Genomic DNA, 18,839 nt, shown 5'->3' with positions numbered 1-18,839 from the left:
TGGACTTCCTTAGAACTGGAGGGACTTGGTCTGGAGGTACTCGGCGAGCCCGTGGCTGCCCAGTTCCCGGCCGACGCCGGACTGCTTGTAGCCCCCGAAGGGGGCGAGGGGGTTGAACCGGCCGCCGTTGATGTCGACCTGACCGGTGTCCATACGGCGGGCGAAGGCGACGGCCTCGGCCTCGTCGCCGGCCCAGACGGCACCCGCGAGACCGTAGACGGTGCCGTTGGCGATGCGCAGGGCGTCCTCCTCGTCCTCGTAGCGGAGGATCGTGAGGACCGGGCCGAAGATCTCCTCCTGCGCGATCGTCATCTCGGGGGTGACGTCCGCGAAGACCGTCGGGCTGACGAAGCAGCCCTTCTCGCGCGGGGATTCGGGGCCACCGGCGACCAGCCGGGCACCCTCGGCGACGCCCTTCTCGATGTAACCGCGCACGCGTGCCTGCTGTTTGGCGCTGACGACCGGTCCGATGCGCTCGCCGTACTTGGCGGCGGCCGCGGCGGCCAGTTCGACGGCCTCGTCGTACCGGTCGCGGTGGACCAGCATCCGGGTCCAGGCGCTGCACGTCTGGCCGGAGTTGGACATGACGTTGGCGACGCCGACGCTGACGGCCTTGGCGAGGTCGGCGCTCGGCAGAATGACGTTGGCGGACTTGCCCCCCAGCTCCAGCGCCACCTTCTTGACGGCCGCTCCGGCCACCGCGCCGATCTGCCGGCCGACCGTGGTGGAGCCGGTGAAGGAGACCAGGTCGACGCCCGGGTGCTCGGCGAGCGCCTGTCCGGCGACCGGGCCGAGGCCGGTGACGAGGTTGAACACACCGGCCGGGACGCCCGCCTCGTGGACCGCCTCCGCGAAGAGCTGGGCGGTGAGCGGGGTGTCCTCGGCGGGCTTGAGGACGAGGGTGCAGCCGGCGGCGAGCGCGGGGGCGACCTTGGCGACGATCTGGTGGAGCGGGTAGTTCCAGGGGGTGATGGCGCCGACGACGCCGATCGGCTCGTGCAGGACGGTGGAGTTGCCGACCCGCTCCTCGAAGGAGTGGGCCGCGGCCAGGTCGGCGTAGGAGCCCGCGACGGCGATCGGCACGCCTGCGTGGACCGCCTGCGCGAACTGCGGCGGGGCGCCCAGTTCGGCGGTGACCGTCTCGGCGATCTCGTCCTTGCGGGCCACGAGCGCGTCCCGCAGCGCGGCCAGGCGCGCGGCCCGCTCCGCCGGGGGTGTGGCGGCCCAGGCCGGGAGGGCGGCGCGTGCGGCGCGTACGGCGGTGTCCACGTCCAGGGCGCTCCCGGCCGGGACCCGACCGATGACCTGCTCGTCGGCCGGGTTCACGACCTCGATCACGTCCCGGCCCTCGGCGGGGCGCCAGGCGCCGTCGATGTACAGGCCGTCATGTGCCTTCATGCTGCTTCCTCCCGGCAGGGCTACGTCGTCCGGCAACAAACTAGCGGCGTTAGTTTTCAGGCGCCATACATGACCGGACGTCCCCGGGATATCAGAAGGCGACCTGCACCCGTTCGTCCACCCCGCCCACGGACTCCTGGCCGAAAGCCTTCGCGCGGGCGCGCCGGATGTCCTCGATACCGCGGTCGCTCGGGTTCGCCCGCCCCTGCGGGTACAGCAGGATCGGCCGGGCTCACTCCTCCAGGTCCGGCAGCCGCGCCGGGGACGGGCAGATCCGTTCGCCGTGCCGGTCGAAGACGAAGAGGTGGGCGATGTCGACGAGAAGGGGGACCTGCATGCCGTGCCGGAGCTGGATGTCCGGCGTGGTGCGCACGACCAGGTCGCCGGGCAGCCGGCCCTCCGGAGGCACGGGTGCGGGGCCGTCGTCCGGCGGGTCCTCCAGGACCACGACCGGCCCCGCGCGCAGGGCACCCGCCCGCTCCTTGAGCCGGTCCAGGACCGTGGAGCCCTCCCGGCGGCGGCGCCGCGCGGGACGGCCGGACGGGCGCGGGGCCTCCAGCTCCGGTACGACGGCCGGGCTCGAACCGGTGTTGAAGTGGACGAGGACCTCGTGCCCCTGGAACTCCACGTGCTCCACCAGACCGCTGATCGGCACCTCGCCGGGCCGGGCGGCGGCGGGCCATGGAGGTCCCCCCTGTTCGAGCGAAGCCGAGAACTTGGGGGAGATCCGGACCGCCTCCGAGCGCAGCCCGACGATCACCTCGCGGCCCTGCTGCACGCGCAGCAACCGGTGGTCGAGGGAGAGGGGTTCGGGCAGGCGCAGCGCCTGTCTGCCGAGGCTGATGGTCATGGCGCCGTCCAACGGGGCGCGGACCAGGCCGCGCAGCAGGTTGATGCGCGGGGTGCCGATGAAGGCGGCGACGAAGACGTTGCGGGGCAGTGCGTACACCTCGCGCGGGCTGCCGACCTGCTGGAGCACCCCGCCGCGCAGGACGGCGACCCGGTCGCCGAGCGACATGGCCTCGGCCTGGTCATGGGTGACGTAGACCGTGGTCACGCCCAACTCCCGGGTGAGCCGGGACATCTCGGCCCTTAAGCGGTTGCGGAGCTTGGCGTCGAGGTTGGACAGCGGCTCGTCCATGAGGAAGGCGGAGGGGTGGCGGGCGATGGCCCGGCCCATGGCGACGCGCTGGCGTTCACCGCCGGAGAGCTGGCTGGGGAAGCGGTCGAGCAGGTCCTCGATGCCGAGCATGCGGGCGGTCGCGTCCACGCGCGGGCGGGGGTCGGTGCCGGGGGTCTCGATGCGCAGCGGGAAGCCGATGTTGTCGCGGCTGGTCATGCTCGGATAGAGGGCGAAGTTCTGGAAGACCATCGCGATGTGCCGGTCGGAGGGCTGCCAGTCGTTGGCGTACTCGCCGTCGAGGAGCAGCTCGCCCTCGTCGATCTCCTCGAGTCCGGCGATCATGCGCAGCACGGTGGACTTGCCGCAGCCGGAGGGGCCCAGCAGGACCAGGAACTCGCCGGGCGCGATGTCCAGCGAGAGCCGGTCCACCACGCGGGTGCCCCGCGTGTAGGCCTTGCTCACGTCGTGCAGAGAGATGGCGCGTGTCATGGCTGGTGCCCCCGGGGGCTGTCCGGAGCGCCGCTGCTCCGTGGGTCCGAAGGCCGCGTGCGGGTCGTACGAGGCCTGTGGGTCACGGAAGTTAACGGAATGTGCTCGGCCGGGGAAGACAGGGCGCGGCATCGGGCGCCGCGCCCCTGGCAGGGGCGGAAACGGACGACGGGATTCGGGTCGCCGGGTACGGTCGGCCACCGTGCGCGCCGGCGGTCACTTCGTCGCGGTCAGGTGGGCGAAGACCACCACGTTGCTCGTGTAGCCCGTGCGCCGGCTGAACAGGCCGCCGCAGGTGAGCACGCGCAGCTCCGGGCGACGGGCCGCACCGTACACCTCCTTGTCGGGGAAGCCGGTCTTGTCGAAGACCTTCACCCGGTCCACGGTGTAGACGGCGGTACGGCCGTCCGCCCGCTTGGCCTCGATCGGCTTCCCGGGCTTCACCTGGGCGAGTGCGGCGAAGACGGCGGGGCCGGTCGTGGTGTCGCGGTGGCCGACGGCGATCGCGGTGCCGGACTCCCCCGGCGTGGCGCCGCCCTGGTACCAGCCGACCTCCTTCGGCCGGTCGAGCGGAGGTGTCTCCAACTGCCGGTCCCGGTCGAGCCGTAGCCCGACGACCGGTGCGTCGATCCCGAGGGACCGGATGCGCAGGGATGTCGGGCGGGACCGCGGCAGCGGGCGGGGCGGGGGCGTCGGGCGGGCCGGGGCGGAATCCTCCCGGCCCGCGCCCCGCCCGTCGGTGCGGTCGGAGTCCGGGTCGGCGGCCGGGCCGCCCGCCTGGAGGGAGGCGGCCGGTCCGGCGCCTCCGCCGCACCTGACCCCCACCGTCACCAGGACGGCCGCGAGCAGGGCCGTCCTGGCGAGACGGTAGGCGCGGGTCCGGTACCACGGCCTGCGTCTGCGCCTACGCGGCGCCATGCGGCCGTCGGCGGATCAGCCGGAGGTACGCCACTCCGCTGACCGCGACCAGTCCCACGGCCGCTGCCGCGGCCACGGGCGAGAAGGCACCCGAGGTGTCGACGAGGCCGCCGCCGCCCGCGTGCACACCGCCCTTCGGGCCGTCGTTGTTGTTGCCGCCCTGACCCCAGGCCGCGTCGTCGCGCTGGTCGCCCTGCTGGTCCTTCTGCTGGTCCTTCTGCTGGTCCTTCTGGCCGTCCTGCTGGTTGTTCTGCTGATGGTCCTCGATCTGGCCGGGAGCGTGCGCCCCGTCCTGCTTGGCCAGGTCACGGCAGTTGACGCGGAAGACCTTCTCCTTGGTGGCACCCGCGACCACCCAGGTGATCTTGTACTGACCGTCCGCCAGCCCCAGCGGGTCGGTGTGCCCGGCGCCGCCGGCGAGCGGGACGGCGCCGGTGACGGTGGCGGACGTGGGCAGCGGGGGCTGCGGCGTGATGGTGTACGGGATGCTGGCCAGGGTGTCGAAGTTGACGGCGTCGAGATAGAACCGGCAGACCTGCGACTCGTCCTTCCCGGTGCCGGGAAGCGCAAAGACCCGGTGGACCCTGATGTCGCCGTTTTCCCCTTGGGCCACCGCGGTCGGCGCCGCCACCCAGGACGCTCCGGCCGCGGCGAGGGCGGTGAGGACGACGGTGGCGCCCGCGCGGGAGCCGACGGCACGTGGGAGTGTCAGGGTGGGCATGCGCATTCCTCCGAGTTCAGACGATTTTCATACAAATCGCTCTTTCGCCTGGACTCTGCTGCACGAGCACGGCGCCCCGCGGCATCGACGCCCGGCGCGTCGTCAGATATCGCTCGTGCGGCGCAACAGCGAGCGCCTGGGCCGCTCACGCTCCGCACGTCCGGGCCCTTCGGGTCGCCCGGGTGACCGCAGCGCCACCCCCGACGACAGCAGCAGCAACGCCCCGAGCATCACGAACGGCGCGGCCACCCCCGACACACCCGCGACCAGGCCCGCGGCGGCCGGTGCGGCGACCTGGCCGAGCCGGTTGCCGGTCAGCCGCAGTGCGAGCGCGGCGGAGCGGGCGCCCTCGGGAGCGGCCTGGACGACCGTCGTCATCGACAGCGGCTGCCCGACCCCGAGGCAGAAGCCGAGGACCGTGAGCATGAGGCCGAGCACCCACACCGGCACGGGCAGAGCCACCCCGGCGCACAGGACCGCCGCGAGGAGGCAGGTGACGGTGAGCAGCGCGGGCCGGCCGAGCAGCCGGAGCAGCGGGGTCAGGACGAGACGGCAGCCGATGGTCGCCCCGGCGCGCAGGCTGAGCAGGACGCCGATCACCGACGGGGCGATGCCCCGGTGCTCGCCGACCACCGGGAGGTAGGCGGTGAGGATGTCGGTGGCGAAGAGCACGGAGAGGCTGATGAGCATGCCCGCGGGCACGCCCCGGGCGCGCACGATCCCGCCGACCGGCACTCGGTTTCCTTGCGGGGAAGGGGAGTTGAGAGCCGTACGGTCCTCGATGCGCCACAGCGAGGTGAATGCGACCGCACCCCCCACGCCCGCCACCACGAACGCCAGTGCGCTGCTGCCCGCCATGTCGGGGCCGCCGATCAGGGCACCCGCGGCGACCGGGCCGATGAGCTGGCCGAAGGAGGCGCCGATGGTGAAGTGCCCGAAGTTGCGGTCCTGTTCGTGCGGCGCGGACTGGCGGGCCACCAGGGACTGGGCACCGATCACGAAGCACAGGTGGCCGAGCCCCATCACTCCGCTCCACAGGGCCATCGCCCACAGGGAGCCGACGGCCCCGCTCAGGACGCAGCCGCCGGAGATGAGGACCACGCCCACCGGGAGCAGGGGCGCGCAGCGGCCGTGGTCGGTGCGCCGGCCGAGCGGTACGGCGGCGAAGAGCGGGAGCAGGGCGGCTGGCGGTGCGACGACGTTAGGTCCCGTCAAACGGCGTTAACAAGACGTTGACACGCGAGCAATAAGCGCAAAACTCCAGGTCACAGCTGTGCGGCGAGTGCGGCGATCTCGACGGGTACTCCGTTGAGGACCGCGTTGCCCGACAGCGGGTCGAGCAGGCTGCCGTCGAGGAGCTGGTTGACGTTGACACCGGGCTCCCGGACCGCGTGGCTCATCCGGGTCCCGGGGCGGTCGTGACCCCAGCCGTGCGGCAGGCTCACCACGCCCGGCCGGACGCCGTCGGTGACCTCGGCAGGGGCGACCACCTCTCCCCCGGCCCCCTTCACGCGTACGTCCGCTCCGTCCCGCACGCCCAGGCGCTCCGCGTCCTCGGGGTGGATGTGGAGGGTGCAGCGGTTGCTGCCGCCGGTGAGGGCGGGCACGTTGTGCATCCAGCTGTTGTTGGAGCGCAGATGGCGGCGGCCGACGAGGACGAGCCCCGCGGGGCGCTCGCGCAGGGCCGCCCGGAGCCGGGGCAGGTCGCCGGCGATCGGCTCGGGCAGCAGCTCGACCTTGCCGCTCACGGTCTTCAGCGGCTGCGGCAGCCGGGGCCGCAGCGGGCCGAGGTCGATGCCGTGCGGGTGGGCGAGCAGCCGGTCCAGGCTCAGCCCGTCGGGTCGTACGCCGAAGCCGTCGCCGTAGGGGCCGAGGCGCAGCATCAGGTCGAGCCGGCGCTCGGGGCCGGTGTCCCCGGTGAGCTGCGCGGCGAGTTCCTTCGGGTCGCGGCCGTGCACCGGGGAGTGGGGCTCCTGGACGGACTTGCCGAGGGTCTGCTCGATCACCATCGCGTCCACCGCGGCCGGGTCGGCACCATGCATGCCGATCGCGGCCAGGGTCAGCCGGGCGAGGATCTCGGTCTCGGCCATGCGGCCGGGTTCCAGGGGGACGGCGGGGCGGCTGTAGCGGACCTGGTTGCGGACGGCGAGGGTGTTGAAGGCGAAGTCGTGGTGCGGGCTCTGGGAGGGCGGCGGCGGGGGCAGCACGACGTCGGCGTGGCGGGAGGTCTCGTTGAGGTAGGGGTCGACGCTGACCATGAAGTCCAGCGAGTCCAGGGCCTTGTCGAGGCGCCGGCCGTCGGGGGCGGACAGCACCGGGTTGGCCGCGACCACGACGAGCGCGCGGACGGGCTCGCCCGCCTCGGTGGCGGTGTCGATCTCCTCGGCGAGCGCGGAGAGCGGCAGCTCGCCCTTGGCCTCCGGAAGTTGCCGTACGCGAGAGTGCCAGCGGCCGAGCGCGAAGCCGTGTCCGGGGCCCGCCGGGCGGGGTGTCCTGTCGGTGGCGGCCTGCGGGAACAGGGCGCCGCCCGGCCGGTCCAGGTTGCCGGTGAGGATGTTGAGGACGTCGACCAGCCAGCTCGCCAGGGTGCCGTGCGGGACGGTGCAGCTGCCGATGCGGGCGTAGACGGCGGCGGTGGGGGCGGCGGCGAGTTCGCGGGCGAGGGTGCGGATGAGGCCGGGCTCGACGTCACACGCCTCCGCGACGGCCTCGGGAGTGAACTCCCGGAGCGAGTCGCGGAGTTCGGACAGCCCCTGGACGTGCGGGGCGAGGTCACCGAGGTCGGTCAGGTCCTCCTCGAACAGCACGGTGGCCAGCGCGGCGAGCAGCAGGGCGTCGGCGCCGGGCCGGACGGCGATGTGCCGGTCGGCGAGCTTCGCGGTCCGGGTGCGGCGCGGGTCCACGACGGTGAGCCGGCCGCCGCGGGCCCTGAGGGCCTTGAGCTTGCCGGGGAAGTCGGGTGCGGTGCACAGACTCCCGTTGGACTCCAGGGGGTTGGCGCCGATGAGGAGCAGATGGTCGGTGTGGTCGAGGTCCGGCACCGGGATGGCGTTGGCGTCGCCGAAGAGCAGCCCGCTGGAGACGTGCTTGGGCATCTGGTCGACCGTGGAGGCGGTGAACAGGCTGCGGGTGCGCAGCGCGCCGAGCAGGACGGTCGGGTAGAGGGCGCCGGCCATGGTGTGCACGTTGGGGTTGCCGAGGACGACTCCGAGGGCGTCGGCGCCGTACCGCTCCACGACCGGGCGCAGGCCCGCGGCGACCGCGTCGAAGGCCTCCTCCCAGGTGGCTTCGCGCAGGACGCCGTCCTCGCGGACGAGCGGGGTGCGGAGCCGGTCGGGGTCGCCGTCGACGGCACCGAAGGAGGCGCCCTTGGGGCAGATGAACCCCTTGCTGAAGACGTCCTCGCGGTCGCCGCGGGCGCCGGTGACACGGCTGCCCTCGATGGTGAGGGTCAGCCCGCAGGTCGCCTCGCACAGGGGGCAGATTCGCAGGGCGGTGCGGGACACGGGTCCTCCCGGAGGGTCGGCGGCAGCCGTACCGCTGGGGCACGGGCGGGCTCGGGCCGAGCATACCGACCGGTAGGCATGGAGGGGAGCCCCCTGCTGCCGCCGGGATCGCCACGAAGGCTCAGTCGAGGACGCGCCCCAGGTACGCCCGCAGCAGCTCCCGTGTCTCGTGGATGATCGCCTCGTCACCCTCGGGGTCGATCCGGAAGGCCAGCTGCACGAGGGTGTCCGCGCTCTCCACGGCGACCAGGAAGACGCGTCGCAGCTCGTCGTCCGGGGTGCGGCCGAGATAGCCGGAGAGCAGGTCGGTGAGGCGGTCGGCGACCCGGGTGTTGGGTTCGGCCTGGCGGACGCCGACCGGGATCTGGTTGCCGAAGTCCACGAGGGAGAAGCCGGGCGCGGTGCGCTTCATGCTCAGGTACTCGTCCAGTACGGCGTCCATGGCACCCCGCCAGTCACCCCGCTGCGCCTCCTCGAGACGTTGGGTGACGCGCTCGGTGTACCGCTCCAGGTTGCGCTGGGCGAGGGCGTCGGCCATCTGCCGCTTGTTGCCGAAGAAGCGGTAGACCGAGCCGATGGGCACTCCGGCGCGCAGGGCCACCGCGCGGGTGCTCAGCTCGTCGTAGCCGACCTCGTCGAGGAGGTCGGCGCAGGCGTCCAGGATCCTGGTCAGCCGTTCGGCGCTGCGCCGCTGGACAGGCGCGCGACGAAGCGATGTCGCGTGGGGCACGGGCTTCATGATGCCTTTCCGCCGGGGTCCGGTGAACCTCGCCCCCCAGTACGGAAAAGGGTGCCCGTTGCACTCATCGGGGTGCCGCCGCCCTCGTCAGGGCGTCGCCGCCGACCCCGTCTCCGCGCCGGACGCCGTGATGTCGGCAGTGGTCTGGACCGGTTCGCCGTGCACGGCCCACACCGTGCCGTCGTCGGCGTACAGGCGGGCGGTGACGTGGTGGGTGCCGTGCGGGACGAGGCGGGGGGCCAGGTGGTACTCGGGTACCCGCAGCCGGGTAACCGGGTGGCCGTCGACGAAGAGGGACGCGAGGCCGCTCCCGGGGACCGCCTTCGGCCGCGCGCCGGCCGGCGAGAAACGGAAGTGGCGCAGCCTCAGCCGCACGTCCCAGCCGCCGGCGGTGTCCGGGGTCACCTCGACGCCGACCTCGGGCGCGTCCTTCTTGCCGACCTCGCGCAGATGCCGGCCGGTCTCGTCCGTGTCGTCCAGGACCTTGCCCACCGGCGAGGGCGAGATGGCATCGGCACCCCCGTGCGCCTCACCGGTCCCGCAGCCCTGCACCCCGAGCGGCAGCAGGACGCAGACCGTGAGCACGGCCAGGGCTCTGCCCCTCCACGACGTCCACGACATGCCGGGGAGATTAGAACAACGTTCCTCCAACCGAATCCCCCTGAAGTCTGGTTCCGGCCCTACCCCGGAGGGAGGACGACCCAGGACCCTCTTGCGCCCGCCCCCACTCATTCCTACGGTGATGCATAGGAATGAGGAGCGCAAGGGAGCGATCATGAGCGGGGATGCACGGAAGACCGCCGAGGGACTGTCGTATCTGTCCGGGTTCGGCAACGAACACGCCTCGGAGGCGGTGCCGGGCGCCCTGCCCGAGGGCCGCAACTCGCCGCAGCGCGCGCCGCTCGGCCTGTACGCCGAGCAGCTGAGCGGTTCGGCCTTCACCGAGCCGCGGGCGCACAACCGCCGCTCCTGGCTGTACCGCGTCCGCCCGTCGGCCGCGCACCCGGCGTTCACCCGGACCGGCAACGGCGCGATCCGCACCGCCCCCTTCACCGAGACCGTGCCCGACCCCAACCGGCTGCGCTGGAACCCGCTGCCCGAGCCGCCGGCCGGCACGGACTTCCTGGCGGGTCTGTGGACCCTGGGCGGCAACGGCGACGCGAGCCAGCGCACCGGCATGGCCGTGCACCTGTACCACGCCAACTCCTCGATGGAGCGGGTCTTCTCCGACGCCGACGGCGAGTTGCTGATCGTGCCGGAGCGCGGCGGGCTGCTGCTGCACACCGAGTTCGGCAGGCTCCATGTGGAACCGGCCCATGTGGCGCTGATTCCGCGTGGGGTGCGCTTCCGTGTGGAGCTGCTGGACACTGCATCGGATGGCGGGCAGAGCCCGACTGCACGCGGCTACGTCTGCGAGAACTACGGGGCGCCCTTCCAGCTCCCCGACCTCGGGCCCATCGGCGCCAACGGGCTCGCCAACGCCCGGGACTTCCGGGCGCCGGTAGCCGCGTACGAGGACGTGGAGGGCCCGGTGGAGGTGGTGAACAAGTTCTGCGGCAACCTCTGGACGGCGACGTACGGCCACTCGCCCCTCGACGTGGTCGCCTGGCACGGCAACCATGTGCCGTACGTCTACGACCTGCGCCGTTTCAATGTGATCGGCACCATCTCGTACGACCACCCGGACCCCTCCATCTTCACGGTCCTGACCTCCCCGTCGGACACCCCGGGCCTGGCCGGGGTCGACTTCGTGGTCTTCGCGCCCCGCTGGCTGGTGGGCGAGGACACCTTCCGGCCGCCGTACTTCCACCGGAACGTGATGAGCGAGTACATGGGCCTCGTCGAGGGTGCCTACGACGCCAAGGCGGAGGGCTTCGTGCCCGGCGGCGGCTCGCTGCACAACATGATGTCCGCGCACGGCCCGGACCGGGAGACCTTCGACAGGGCGAGCGCCGCCGACCTGAAGCCGCAGAAGATCGACGACGGGCTGGCGTTCATGTTCGAGACGCGCTGGCCGGTGACGCTCACCCCGCTCGCGGCCGAGGCGGACCATCTCCAGCAGCGGTACGACGACGTGTGGCAGGGACTCGAGCGTCACTTCCGCGCGCTCTGACAGCTCCGTTGCACGGAACGTTCCTCAACAGGTACGGATAGCCATGTGACCTCCTTCGCTCCGGATTCGATCGTCCTGAACCGCAAGCTGCCGCTGTGGTACCAGGTGTCGCAGTCGCTGCGCGCCTCGATACTCGGCCGCTCGCCACGGGATCCGCTGCGCCTGCCCACCGAGGAGCAGCTGGCCGGGCACTACGGGGTCAGCGTGCTGACCATGCGGCAGGCGCTGAAGGAACTGGAGGACGAGGGGCTGATCAGCCGGCACCGGCGGCGCGGCACGTTCATCGAGCCGGATGTCCGGCGCGGCGCTCCGGTGCGGCTGCTCGGCTCGGTGGACGCGATCGTGGCCCAGCAGTCCGGCATGACGACCGAACTGCTGGACCACGGCAGCGTCCCCGTTCCGGCCGATCTCGCCGAGTACTTCCCCGACCTCACGGAGGTGGCCACGTACCACCGCCTGCGCAGCGACGAGAAGACCGGCGAGCCGACCAACCACGCCCTCAACCACGTACGCCCCGAACTGGCCGCGCGCATCGACGTGGACGACCTCGTCCGCTGGCCGATGACGAAGGTGCTGCGGGACGTCGTCGGGGCGGACATCAGCCGCATCACGGACACCGTGGAGGCGAGGCTCGCCGACCCGGAGACCGCCCGCCTGCTCGAGGTGCCGCTGCTCAGCCCGATCCTGCACTACACGGGCGTGACGTACGACGCCGCGGGCCGGGTCCTGGACGTGGCGGTCATCCACTACCGGGGGGACCGCTTCTCCTTCACGGTGACCTTGGACGCCACCTGACCCGGCGCGCGGAAGCAGGCCGTACCATGCCCAGCGTGACGCGCGACGACGCTCCGCTGCTCGCGGACCTCATGCCGTGGTCCGTCGCACCGCTGCGGCCGGGCCGCGCCTGGCCGACGGCACCCGACCCGGCTTCCCTGAAGGCCCGCTGGGACGCCCTGCTCAAGTCCGAAGGGCCGGACCGGGAGGCCCTGTTCGAGCCGACCCGCTCCCGCACCCCGCAGTCCGCCGTGGGGCAGCTGCCCGGCCAGTCCACCGGCACGGAGCGGCTGGCGCGTGCCGAGGGCCCCTGCGCCGAACCGGTACGGGTCCTGGCGGCCCCCTTCGACGAGCAGTGGCTGATCCCGGACCACCGGCTGATCGACACGGCCCGCCCGGAGTTGTGGCGGGTGGCGGACGAGCACCAGGTGTTCGTGGTGGAGACGGGCGCGGAGACGACCGAGCACTCCCTCCTCCTCGCGACCTCCCTCCTCCCCACCCTCCGCGCCGGCCGCATCCGCCCGCTGTACCGCCGCCCGGGCGGCACGGAGCCGAACCTGGCGCCGGGCCTGCTGGACCTCCTCTCCGCCCGCCTCGGCACCCGCCCCACCCCACCGGACGTGCTGGCCTGGATCCTGGCGACGATCCGCCCCGACCTCACCGTGCCGCTCACCGAGGACCCGGAACTGTGGTCCGGGGGCGTCGAGGTGGGCCGCCGCATGCTGTGGCTGATGCGCCGCGACGGCGACCGCCCCAAACTCCCCGGCGGCCGCCGCCCCTACGTCCGCGCACCCCTCCCCACCCGCCCCGCGACCCTCGACTTCGACCGCGACGAGGAGACCCTCCACCTCGACGAGGGCCGCATCTCCCCCGTCCCGCCGGAGGCCTGGGACTACGAGGTGTCCGGGGTCCGAGTCCTGGAGACCTGGTTCGCCACCCGCACGACCCCGCCCGAGCCGGGCACCCTGGCCGCCATCCGCCCGGCCACCTGGCCCCAGCCCTGGACCTCCGAACTCCTCGAACTGATCACGATCCTGGCCCTGCTGTCGGAACTCCGCCCACAGCGGGCCGACTTGAAGCCGACCTCGACGATCACCGCGACCGACCTCCGCACGGCGGGCATCCTCCCGGCGCCGGACTCCTCCCACCGCCCCGCCTCGGTCCTGGACCACCACGAGGAGGGCCCGGAGGGCCAGTTCGCGCTGCTCTAGCGCCGGTCGTCCAGGGCCGCCTGCAGCCGTGCGATGTCCTCGACGTCCTTGGCACGGCGGGGCCGGGTCGGATCCCAGACGGGCATCATCCGCTTGATCTCGATCTGGGCGTGCGGACCGACGATCGGAACCGCCAGGGCTCCGACACGACCCGGCTCGACGTCGAGCAGGCCGTCGGGCCAGGGAGTTCCGGCCCAGGGCCCGCCGGCGACCGTGATCCGCCCCACCGCGTCCCGGTCGAGCAGGGTGAAACTGCTGTCCAGGCCGTCCTTGGTGAAGTCCAGCTGGAGCTCGGCGGGCGGGCCGGGCACCGGCCGGTGGCCGAGCCGGGTCAGCGCCTCGGCAAGGCGCGGCGCATCCCAGGCCCAGGCGAACCAGTCGATGTCCTCGTGATCGCGGGTGACCTCACCGAGAAAGAAGTCCATGGCCCAACCGCCACGCAGCCACAGCTCGACACCGCTGCCGCGAGCCGCCTTCAGGTCCTGGGCGATCAGGCTGAGTTGGCGCTCAGCACGTTCCTTGTCCAGCACCAATCCACCGATCCGATCAAGGCAGCCTCACCGCAACTCCCAAGGGGCGCGGGGCACTGCGCGACCAGCCCCCACACAGCCGCACCCGCCGAACCACGCAGGCCAGCGCGGCGAAAACGCATCCAGCACCCGCTCCAACGCCCGCTGAAAGACCGCCTCCAGATCCACCGGACCCGGATCCGGGCGCAGGGTCTTCGGCCGCGCCACCGCAGACGTCCGTCGCGCTTGACCTTTTGCGCGTCAGTCCGGCAGCCAGTGCAGCTCGTGCGCCAGGGTTTTGGCGACGGCACGGATGCGGCGGTGTAGTGGCGACTGCTCGCGGGGGAGGACCAGGTGGAACGTCAGGCTGGGCGCGCCCCGCAGCGGTCGCCAGGTGAGACCGGCCGGTTGTGCCGTGGCCGCGGCTTCTCCGGCCGGGGCGAGGGTGACCCCGTCGCGCAGGTCGCGCTGAGACATGTCGAAAGAGACTGCGGGCGTGTGGAATCGGGGGTGTGGTCGGGTGTCTCGGAACAGTGCGGACAGCTGATCGTGGATCACGGGGTTGGCCGCGCGGTCCGGGAGTCGCAGCGGATACGCGGCCGCGTCGGCGATCTCGATCTCCGGGCGTTCGGCCAGCGGATGGTGCTGCGCCAGCTGGACCCCGACGCGCGCACGCCGCAGCAGGAACCGGCGCACGCCACGGCCCGGCTGTTCACCGCGGGTGATCCCGGCATCGATGCGGCCGTCGGCGACCGCGGGGGAGATCTCCGGTGTCGCCATCGGGACCGCGCCGACCTGGAGTCCGCTGGTGCCGCGAATCAGCCTGTCCACCAGGGCCGGTGCCGTCTCGGCCCCGGCGCTGAGGCTGTATCCGATGCGCAGCGTGCCCAGTTCACCGGCCGCCGCGCTCCGGGCGGTGTCCCATGCCCGGTCCAGCGCCGCCAGCGCGGGCGGCGCGGACTCCGCCAAAGCCGCACCGGCCGTGGTCAATACGACGCTACGCGTGTCGCGGACCATCAGGGCCGTACCGAGTTCCGACTCCAATCGGCGCATCCGGGCGCTGAGTGCGGGCTGTGCGATACCGATCCGTGCGGCCGCGCGGGTGAAGTTCAACTCCTGCGCCAGCACCAGGAAGTACCGCAGGCTCACCGTGTCCGGCGCCACGTGCCCTCCCTGCCGATTGATAACGATCCGTTCTGAGTCTATCCCGTACCGGTCTTTCCCCCGACCGCACATCAAGCCCTAGCCTGCGCATATGACGATTCAACTGACGGCAGTACCCGCCGCCGGGATCGATCGATCTGAGTGTCAATCCGAAGTCGGACGTGTCCGGCCGAACCCAGGAGGTTTCCATGGCTAAGGGCTACTGGGCCAGTGTCTACCCCGCCATTTCCGACCCTGAGAGGCTGACTGCCTACAACAAGCTGGCCGGTCCGGCTGTCCGGGCTGCGGGCGGGCGGACCCTGTCCCGTGGCGGTCGAGTCGTCGCCCACGAGGCCGGAATCACGCAACGCGTCGTTCTGATCGAGTTCGACAGCTTTGAACAGGCCGTCGCGGCATACGAGAGCGAGGCATACCAGAAGGCGCTGGTGGCCCTCCCCGACGGCTACGAGCGCGACTTCCGCATCATCGAAGGCATCGACTGACCGGCGGGCCCCACCATCGCTGAGCATCCGTCACCTGATACGCACACGGTGCTGAACGACGACGCACGAGACGAGTTCGAAGCGATGCCCCGCATCCCAGTTCGTCGTCGACGTCCTCGACGGCCTGATCCCTGCCGGCGGCTCGCGACCATGATCAATCTCAGCGCCAATCACGGTTCCATTGATCCCCGAGACCGTCCTCGTTCGTGCTGCCGCTGCTGTCGAACGCCTACATTCCCACTGGCAACCTGCCCGGCCGGCTGCGCACGCTCGCCGAGTGGAATCCGGTCAGCGCGGTGACCACCGCCCTGCGGAAGCTGTTCGGCAACGCACGGGTCCCGGCGGACTCCGCCTGGCCGGTGGCCCACCCGGTCGCCGGGGCGCTGCTCTGGAGCCTCGTCCCGATCGCCGCGTTCCTGCCCCTCGCCGTATACCGGTACGCGCACGGCGAGCGATGACCCGCCTACTGACAAAGTCGCCGGTCAGGGGAGATCATCCACCCCATGGACCTTCTCCCGCTGCCCCTGGAGGGCATCACCGTCGTCGCCGTCGAACAGGCCGTGTCCGCGCCCTTCGCGACCCGGCAGCTCGCCGACCTGGGGGCCAGGGTCATCAAGGTGGAGCGGATCGACGGCGGCGACTTCGCCCGCGGGTACGACACCGCGGCCGGAGGTCTCGCCTCGCACTTCGTGTGGTGCAACCGGGGCAAGGAGTCCATCGCCCTCGACCTCAAGGACCCGCGCGGCCTGGACGTCGTACGGCGACTGGTCGCGGACGCGGACGTGTTCGTGCAGAACCTCGCCCAGGGGGCCGCGGCCCGGCTGGGGCTCGACGCCGCCACGCTGTGCGCGGCGGATCCGCGGCTGATCGCCGTGGACATCTCGGGGTACGGCAGCTCGGGGCCGTACGCGGACAAGCGGGCGTACGACATGCTCGTGCAGTGCGAGGCGGGGCTGGTGTCGGTGACCGGTACGCCCGGGGAGCCCGTCAAGGCGGGGATTCCGGCGGCGGACATCGCGGCGGCCATGTACGCCTTCTCGGGGGTGCTGGCCGCGCTGGTGCGGCGCGGCACGACCGGTCGGGGCGGACCGGTGGAGGTGTCCATGCTGGAGGCGCTCGCCGAGTGGATGGGACATCCGCTGCACCACGCGATGCACGGGGGTGAGCCCCCGGCCCGGAGCGGGCTCGCCCACGCCGTCATCGCGCCCTACGACGCCTATGCGACGGCCGACGGCGGGCGGGTGCTGTTGTCGGTGCAGAACGACCGGGAGTGGCGACGGCTCGCCGAGCAGGTCATAGGACGGCCGGAACTGGGGACGGATCCGGCCTGTGCGACGAATGCGGCGCGGGTGGCCAACCGGGAGCGGACGGATGACCTGGTCGCCGGGGCGCTCGGCGCGCTGAACGCGGACGAGGCACTGACCCGGCTGGAGCAGGCGGGCATCGCCTGCGCACGGCTCAGGGATCTGCACGAGCTCGCGGAACACCCTCAGCTGGCGGCCAGGGAGCGGTGGCGTCAGGTGGGTTCGCCGGTCGGGCCACTGAAGGCGTTGCTGCCTCCCATCACACTGCCGGGCGGGGACGAGGCACGGATGGGCGATGTGCCCGCGCTCGGACAGCACACCGGGGCGCTGCTGCATGCCGTGGGGATGACGGACGGCGAGATCGCAGCGTTGCGCCGGGAGGGTGTGGCGGCCTGAGCGCGGGCCTCCTGGATCAGGCTCCAGGGACTGCCGGTTCGCTCAGTTGCCGCTCAGTGTCCGCCGAACAGCGAGCGGCGCAGCCGACGCAGCGGCGCGAAGAGGGAGACGCGACTGACCCGCCTGCCTCGATCGCTGCGCTCGTGCGGGGTGTCACGTGCCGTCAGCTCAAGCATCAGCGAAGTCGCCTCGGCCGCCTTCTGGTGCGGTATGGCGGGACCCGCCAGCACCGAGAGATGGCGGTCGAGGCGCGAACTGGTCGCGCTGCTCCCGCAGGTGATCGCAGGGACCCTGGCCCTGCTGCGTGTTATCTGCTCCATGTCACTCCCCACCCGTACGAGTCCACCCGGCCCGGGCAGAGTAACCCTATCTCCCCAGGGGGGCACGCGTGTATCGCGCCCACAGGATTCACCTTCCCTGCAAGGCTGTTGACCATCCCTCGATGACTACTCTCCGAATCCGACCGATTTCAGGGTGAGTTGAACAAGCGGCTGACCGCTGGGTCGTATTGACCCTCCGTCAGGCTCGACGGTTACAGCGAGTGACGTCGAGGACTTGCCGAGCCCCTTGGCGACCAAGGGCGTGTCGCCCGCGAAGAGCCCGAGGGAGCGTGGTTGCACATGGGGGCGCATGAGCCAGAGCTGGTGCACGCGGCCGCCGGACGGGGTGCCGTATCCGCTGAGGGTGACGACGGCCCGCCCCTCGGATGCGGAGGCGATTACTCCGAAACTGCGCCCCCGCGCGTCCTCGCTGCTCGCGGCGCGGGCGTCGGGAGCAGCGAGAACGTGTGCGATCTCACGTGTCTGGGCCCGTTCGGCGTCGAGCTGGTCCCGGGTGCGGTTCGCCTGGACCGCGAAGAGGGAGGCGACGACGAGGGCCGCGGCGGCGGTCGCCGTGGCGAACGGGACGAAGAGGGGGCGCCCGCGGGGCGTACGGGTGCGTGACGGCGGCGGCTGGGTGCCCCAGACGTGCGGCGGCAGCTGGGGTGAGCGTTCCCGCGCGGGCGCGGGCGCCTGCTCCTGCGGGATGGTGCGGACGGCGGCCAGGACCCGGTCGCGCAGGGCGGCCGGCGCGGGGGCCGCCGTGGACCAGGCGAGGCGCACCGCGTCCTCGGACAGGGCCCGCACCTCGGCGGCGCAGCGGTCACAGCCCTTGAGGTGCTTCTCGAAACGGCGCCGCTCGGCGGGGTCGAGGGCGTCGAGCGCGTAGGGAGCGGCGAGGGAGTGCAGGTCCTCGCGGCCCAGCATGCGGCCGAGGATGCTCATGCCGCACCTCCCAGGCACTCGCGCAGCCGGGTGAGTCCGTCGCGCATCCGCGTCTTGACCGTGCCCAGGGGCAGTTTCAGCCGCTCGGCGACTTCACGGTACGTGTAGCCGTCGTAGTAGGCGAGCGTCACCGACTGGCGCTGCAACGCGGTGAGCCGGTCCAGGCAGCGGCGCACCCACTCGCGCTCCAGGCCTGCCTCGACCTCCTCGGTCACATGGTCGAAGGCGGGTTCCCCGGCGCGCAGGGCCTCGCGCCGTTCGCGTTCGCCGGCCGCGCGGGCGCTGCGCACCCGGTCGACGGCGCGACGGTGGGCGAGGGTCAGGATCCAGGAGAAGGCGCTGCCCCGGGCGGGGTCGAACCGGGCGGCGGAGCGCCACAGTTCGAGCAGCACCTCCTGGGCGACCTCCTCGGACTGGGCGGGGTCGCGCACCACCCGTCGTACGAGCCCGAACACCGGTCCGGACACCAGTGCGTACAGATCCTCGAACGCCCGTTGGTCACCGCCCGCCACGAGCACGAGCAGTTCGTCCGCCTCCACCCCGGTCCCCCTTCCGTGGCCGCAGCCGGCCGCCCTGCCTCTGACTCCACGCATCCGCACGAGCGCACACCTCCGGCGGGTGATACGGATCAGCATGCCGAAAACGCGGGTCTGAAAAGCCGAAAAGATTTTTTCCGCCGGACCAATCCGATCGGCTCCTCGGCTCCGTATACCCGTCCGTCAAGGCA

At 72.2% G+C, this 18,839-nt stretch carries 18 protein-coding genes and 1 pseudogene; 6 read left to right on the top strand and 13 right to left on the bottom strand.

Features of this window, described 5'->3' with window-relative positions; genetic code table 11:
* Window positions 1–9: 9 nt before the first annotated feature.
* The 8 genes from ACIRVH_RS11875 to ACIRVH_RS11840 form a co-directional block, all read right to left on the bottom strand.
* A complete protein-coding gene (locus ACIRVH_RS11875; protein ID WP_403951194.1) occupies window positions 10–1,398 on the bottom strand; it encodes an aldehyde dehydrogenase family protein in 1,389 nt (462 codons plus the stop codon).
* A gap of 232 nt (window positions 1,399–1,630) precedes the next feature.
* Complete coding sequence (locus tag ACIRVH_RS11870) at window positions 1,631–3,010, bottom strand: ABC transporter ATP-binding protein (RefSeq protein WP_403951191.1); 1,380 nt, start codon at window positions 3,008–3,010, stop codon at window positions 1,631–1,633.
* A gap of 216 nt (window positions 3,011–3,226) precedes the next feature.
* Window positions 3,227–3,928 (bottom strand): class F sortase, encoded by a 702-nt coding sequence (locus ACIRVH_RS11865; RefSeq protein ID WP_403951188.1) that lies wholly within the window; start codon window positions 3,926–3,928, stop codon window positions 3,227–3,229.
* Entirely contained in the window at window positions 3,915–4,649 is a 735-nt protein-coding gene (locus ACIRVH_RS11860) for a hypothetical protein (protein WP_403951186.1), read from the bottom strand. Before ACIRVH_RS11860 ends, ACIRVH_RS11865 begins: the two co-directional genes overlap by 14 nt.
* Before the next feature lie 102 nt (window positions 4,650–4,751).
* Window positions 4,752–5,864, bottom strand: coding sequence for an MFS transporter (locus ACIRVH_RS11855; protein ID WP_403951184.1), 1,113 nt, complete (start codon window positions 5,862–5,864; stop codon window positions 4,752–4,754).
* Between the two features lie 50 nt (window positions 5,865–5,914).
* Window positions 5,915–8,155: a molybdopterin oxidoreductase family protein gene (locus ACIRVH_RS11850; RefSeq protein WP_403951182.1), complete on the bottom strand. Its 2,241-nt coding sequence runs from the start codon at window positions 8,153–8,155 to the stop codon at window positions 5,915–5,917.
* A gap of 121 nt (window positions 8,156–8,276) precedes the next feature.
* Window positions 8,277–8,894, bottom strand: a complete 618-nt coding sequence (locus ACIRVH_RS11845) for a TetR family transcriptional regulator (protein ID WP_403951180.1) — start codon at window positions 8,892–8,894, stop codon at window positions 8,277–8,279.
* 87 nt (window positions 8,895–8,981) lie between these two features.
* Window positions 8,982–9,515 (bottom strand): hypothetical protein, encoded by a 534-nt coding sequence (locus ACIRVH_RS11840; protein WP_403951177.1) that lies wholly within the window; start codon window positions 9,513–9,515, stop codon window positions 8,982–8,984.
* 154 nt (window positions 9,516–9,669) lie between these two features.
* Here ACIRVH_RS11840 and hmgA point away from each other — a divergent pair, with 154 nt between their 5' ends.
* From hmgA to ACIRVH_RS11825, 3 genes are read left to right on the top strand one after another with little or no spacing between them, the layout of a single operon-like run.
* Window positions 9,670–11,007: a homogentisate 1,2-dioxygenase gene (gene hmgA, locus ACIRVH_RS11835; RefSeq protein ID WP_403951175.1), complete on the top strand. Its 1,338-nt coding sequence runs from the start codon at window positions 9,670–9,672 to the stop codon at window positions 11,005–11,007.
* 45 nt (window positions 11,008–11,052) lie between these two features.
* Window positions 11,053–11,802, top strand: coding sequence for a GntR family transcriptional regulator (locus tag ACIRVH_RS11830; RefSeq protein WP_403951172.1), 750 nt, complete (start codon window positions 11,053–11,055; stop codon window positions 11,800–11,802).
* Window positions 11,803–11,828: 26 nt separating this feature from the next.
* Complete coding sequence (locus tag ACIRVH_RS11825; protein ID WP_403951169.1) at window positions 11,829–12,992, top strand: type ISP restriction/modification enzyme; 1,164 nt, start codon at window positions 11,829–11,831, stop codon at window positions 12,990–12,992.
* Here ACIRVH_RS11825 and ACIRVH_RS11820 read toward each other — a convergent pair.
* Together ACIRVH_RS11820 and ACIRVH_RS11815 are read right to left on the bottom strand one after the other, a co-directional pair.
* On the bottom strand, window positions 12,989–13,522 hold the full coding sequence (locus ACIRVH_RS11820; RefSeq protein ID WP_403951166.1) for a nucleotidyltransferase domain-containing protein: 534 nt from the start codon (window positions 13,520–13,522) through the stop codon (window positions 12,989–12,991). The two genes, ACIRVH_RS11825 and ACIRVH_RS11820, sit on opposite strands and share 4 nt — an antisense overlap.
* A gap of 240 nt (window positions 13,523–13,762) precedes the next feature.
* A complete protein-coding gene (locus ACIRVH_RS11815) occupies window positions 13,763–14,665 on the bottom strand; it encodes a LysR family transcriptional regulator (RefSeq protein WP_403951165.1) in 903 nt (300 codons plus the stop codon).
* Window positions 14,666–14,853: 188 nt separating this feature from the next.
* Between ACIRVH_RS11815 and ACIRVH_RS11810 the strand changes: the two genes are divergently transcribed.
* From ACIRVH_RS11810 to ACIRVH_RS11800, 3 genes and pseudogenes are all read left to right on the top strand, one after another.
* The gene (locus ACIRVH_RS11810; protein ID WP_403951163.1) at window positions 14,854–15,147 is read left to right on the top strand and encodes a DUF1330 domain-containing protein; all 294 of its coding nucleotides are present in this window, start codon (window positions 14,854–14,856) and stop codon (window positions 15,145–15,147) included.
* A gap of 197 nt (window positions 15,148–15,344) precedes the next feature.
* Window positions 15,345–15,605, top strand: a pseudogene (locus ACIRVH_RS11805) (ABC transporter permease); the annotation flags it as partial.
* A 45-nt stretch (window positions 15,606–15,650) separates the two neighbouring features.
* Complete coding sequence (locus tag ACIRVH_RS11800; RefSeq protein WP_403951160.1) at window positions 15,651–16,847, top strand: CaiB/BaiF CoA transferase family protein; 1,197 nt, start codon at window positions 15,651–15,653, stop codon at window positions 16,845–16,847.
* 53 nt (window positions 16,848–16,900) lie between these two features.
* On the opposite strand, the gene ACIRVH_RS11795 is transcribed toward ACIRVH_RS11800, so the two are convergent.
* The 3 genes from ACIRVH_RS11795 to ACIRVH_RS11785 all read right to left on the bottom strand — a co-directional run bounded on the left by ACIRVH_RS11795 (window position 16,901) and on the right by ACIRVH_RS11785 (window position 18,651).
* Window positions 16,901–17,167, bottom strand: a complete 267-nt coding sequence (locus ACIRVH_RS11795; RefSeq protein ID WP_403951158.1) for a hypothetical protein — start codon at window positions 17,165–17,167, stop codon at window positions 16,901–16,903.
* A gap of 126 nt (window positions 17,168–17,293) precedes the next feature.
* A complete protein-coding gene (locus ACIRVH_RS11790) occupies window positions 17,294–18,112 on the bottom strand; it encodes an anti-sigma factor domain-containing protein (protein ID WP_403951156.1) in 819 nt (272 codons plus the stop codon).
* Window positions 18,109–18,651 carry a sigma-70 family RNA polymerase sigma factor gene (locus ACIRVH_RS11785; protein ID WP_403951153.1) on the bottom strand — a complete coding sequence of 181 codons (543 nt, stop codon included), beginning with the start codon at window positions 18,649–18,651 and terminating at the stop codon, window positions 18,109–18,111. The genes ACIRVH_RS11790 and ACIRVH_RS11785 overlap by 4 nt, the downstream gene beginning before the upstream one ends.
* Between the last annotated feature and the right edge of the window lie 188 nt (window positions 18,652–18,839).

Origin of the sequence: Streptomyces sp. NPDC101165 (genome assembly GCF_044768135.1) — a bacterium.
Classification (GTDB): Bacteria; Actinomycetota; Actinomycetes; order Streptomycetales; family Streptomycetaceae; genus Streptomyces.
Note: the sequence above shows the minus strand (reverse complement) of the source record. Positions and strands in the feature narration are given on the sequence as shown.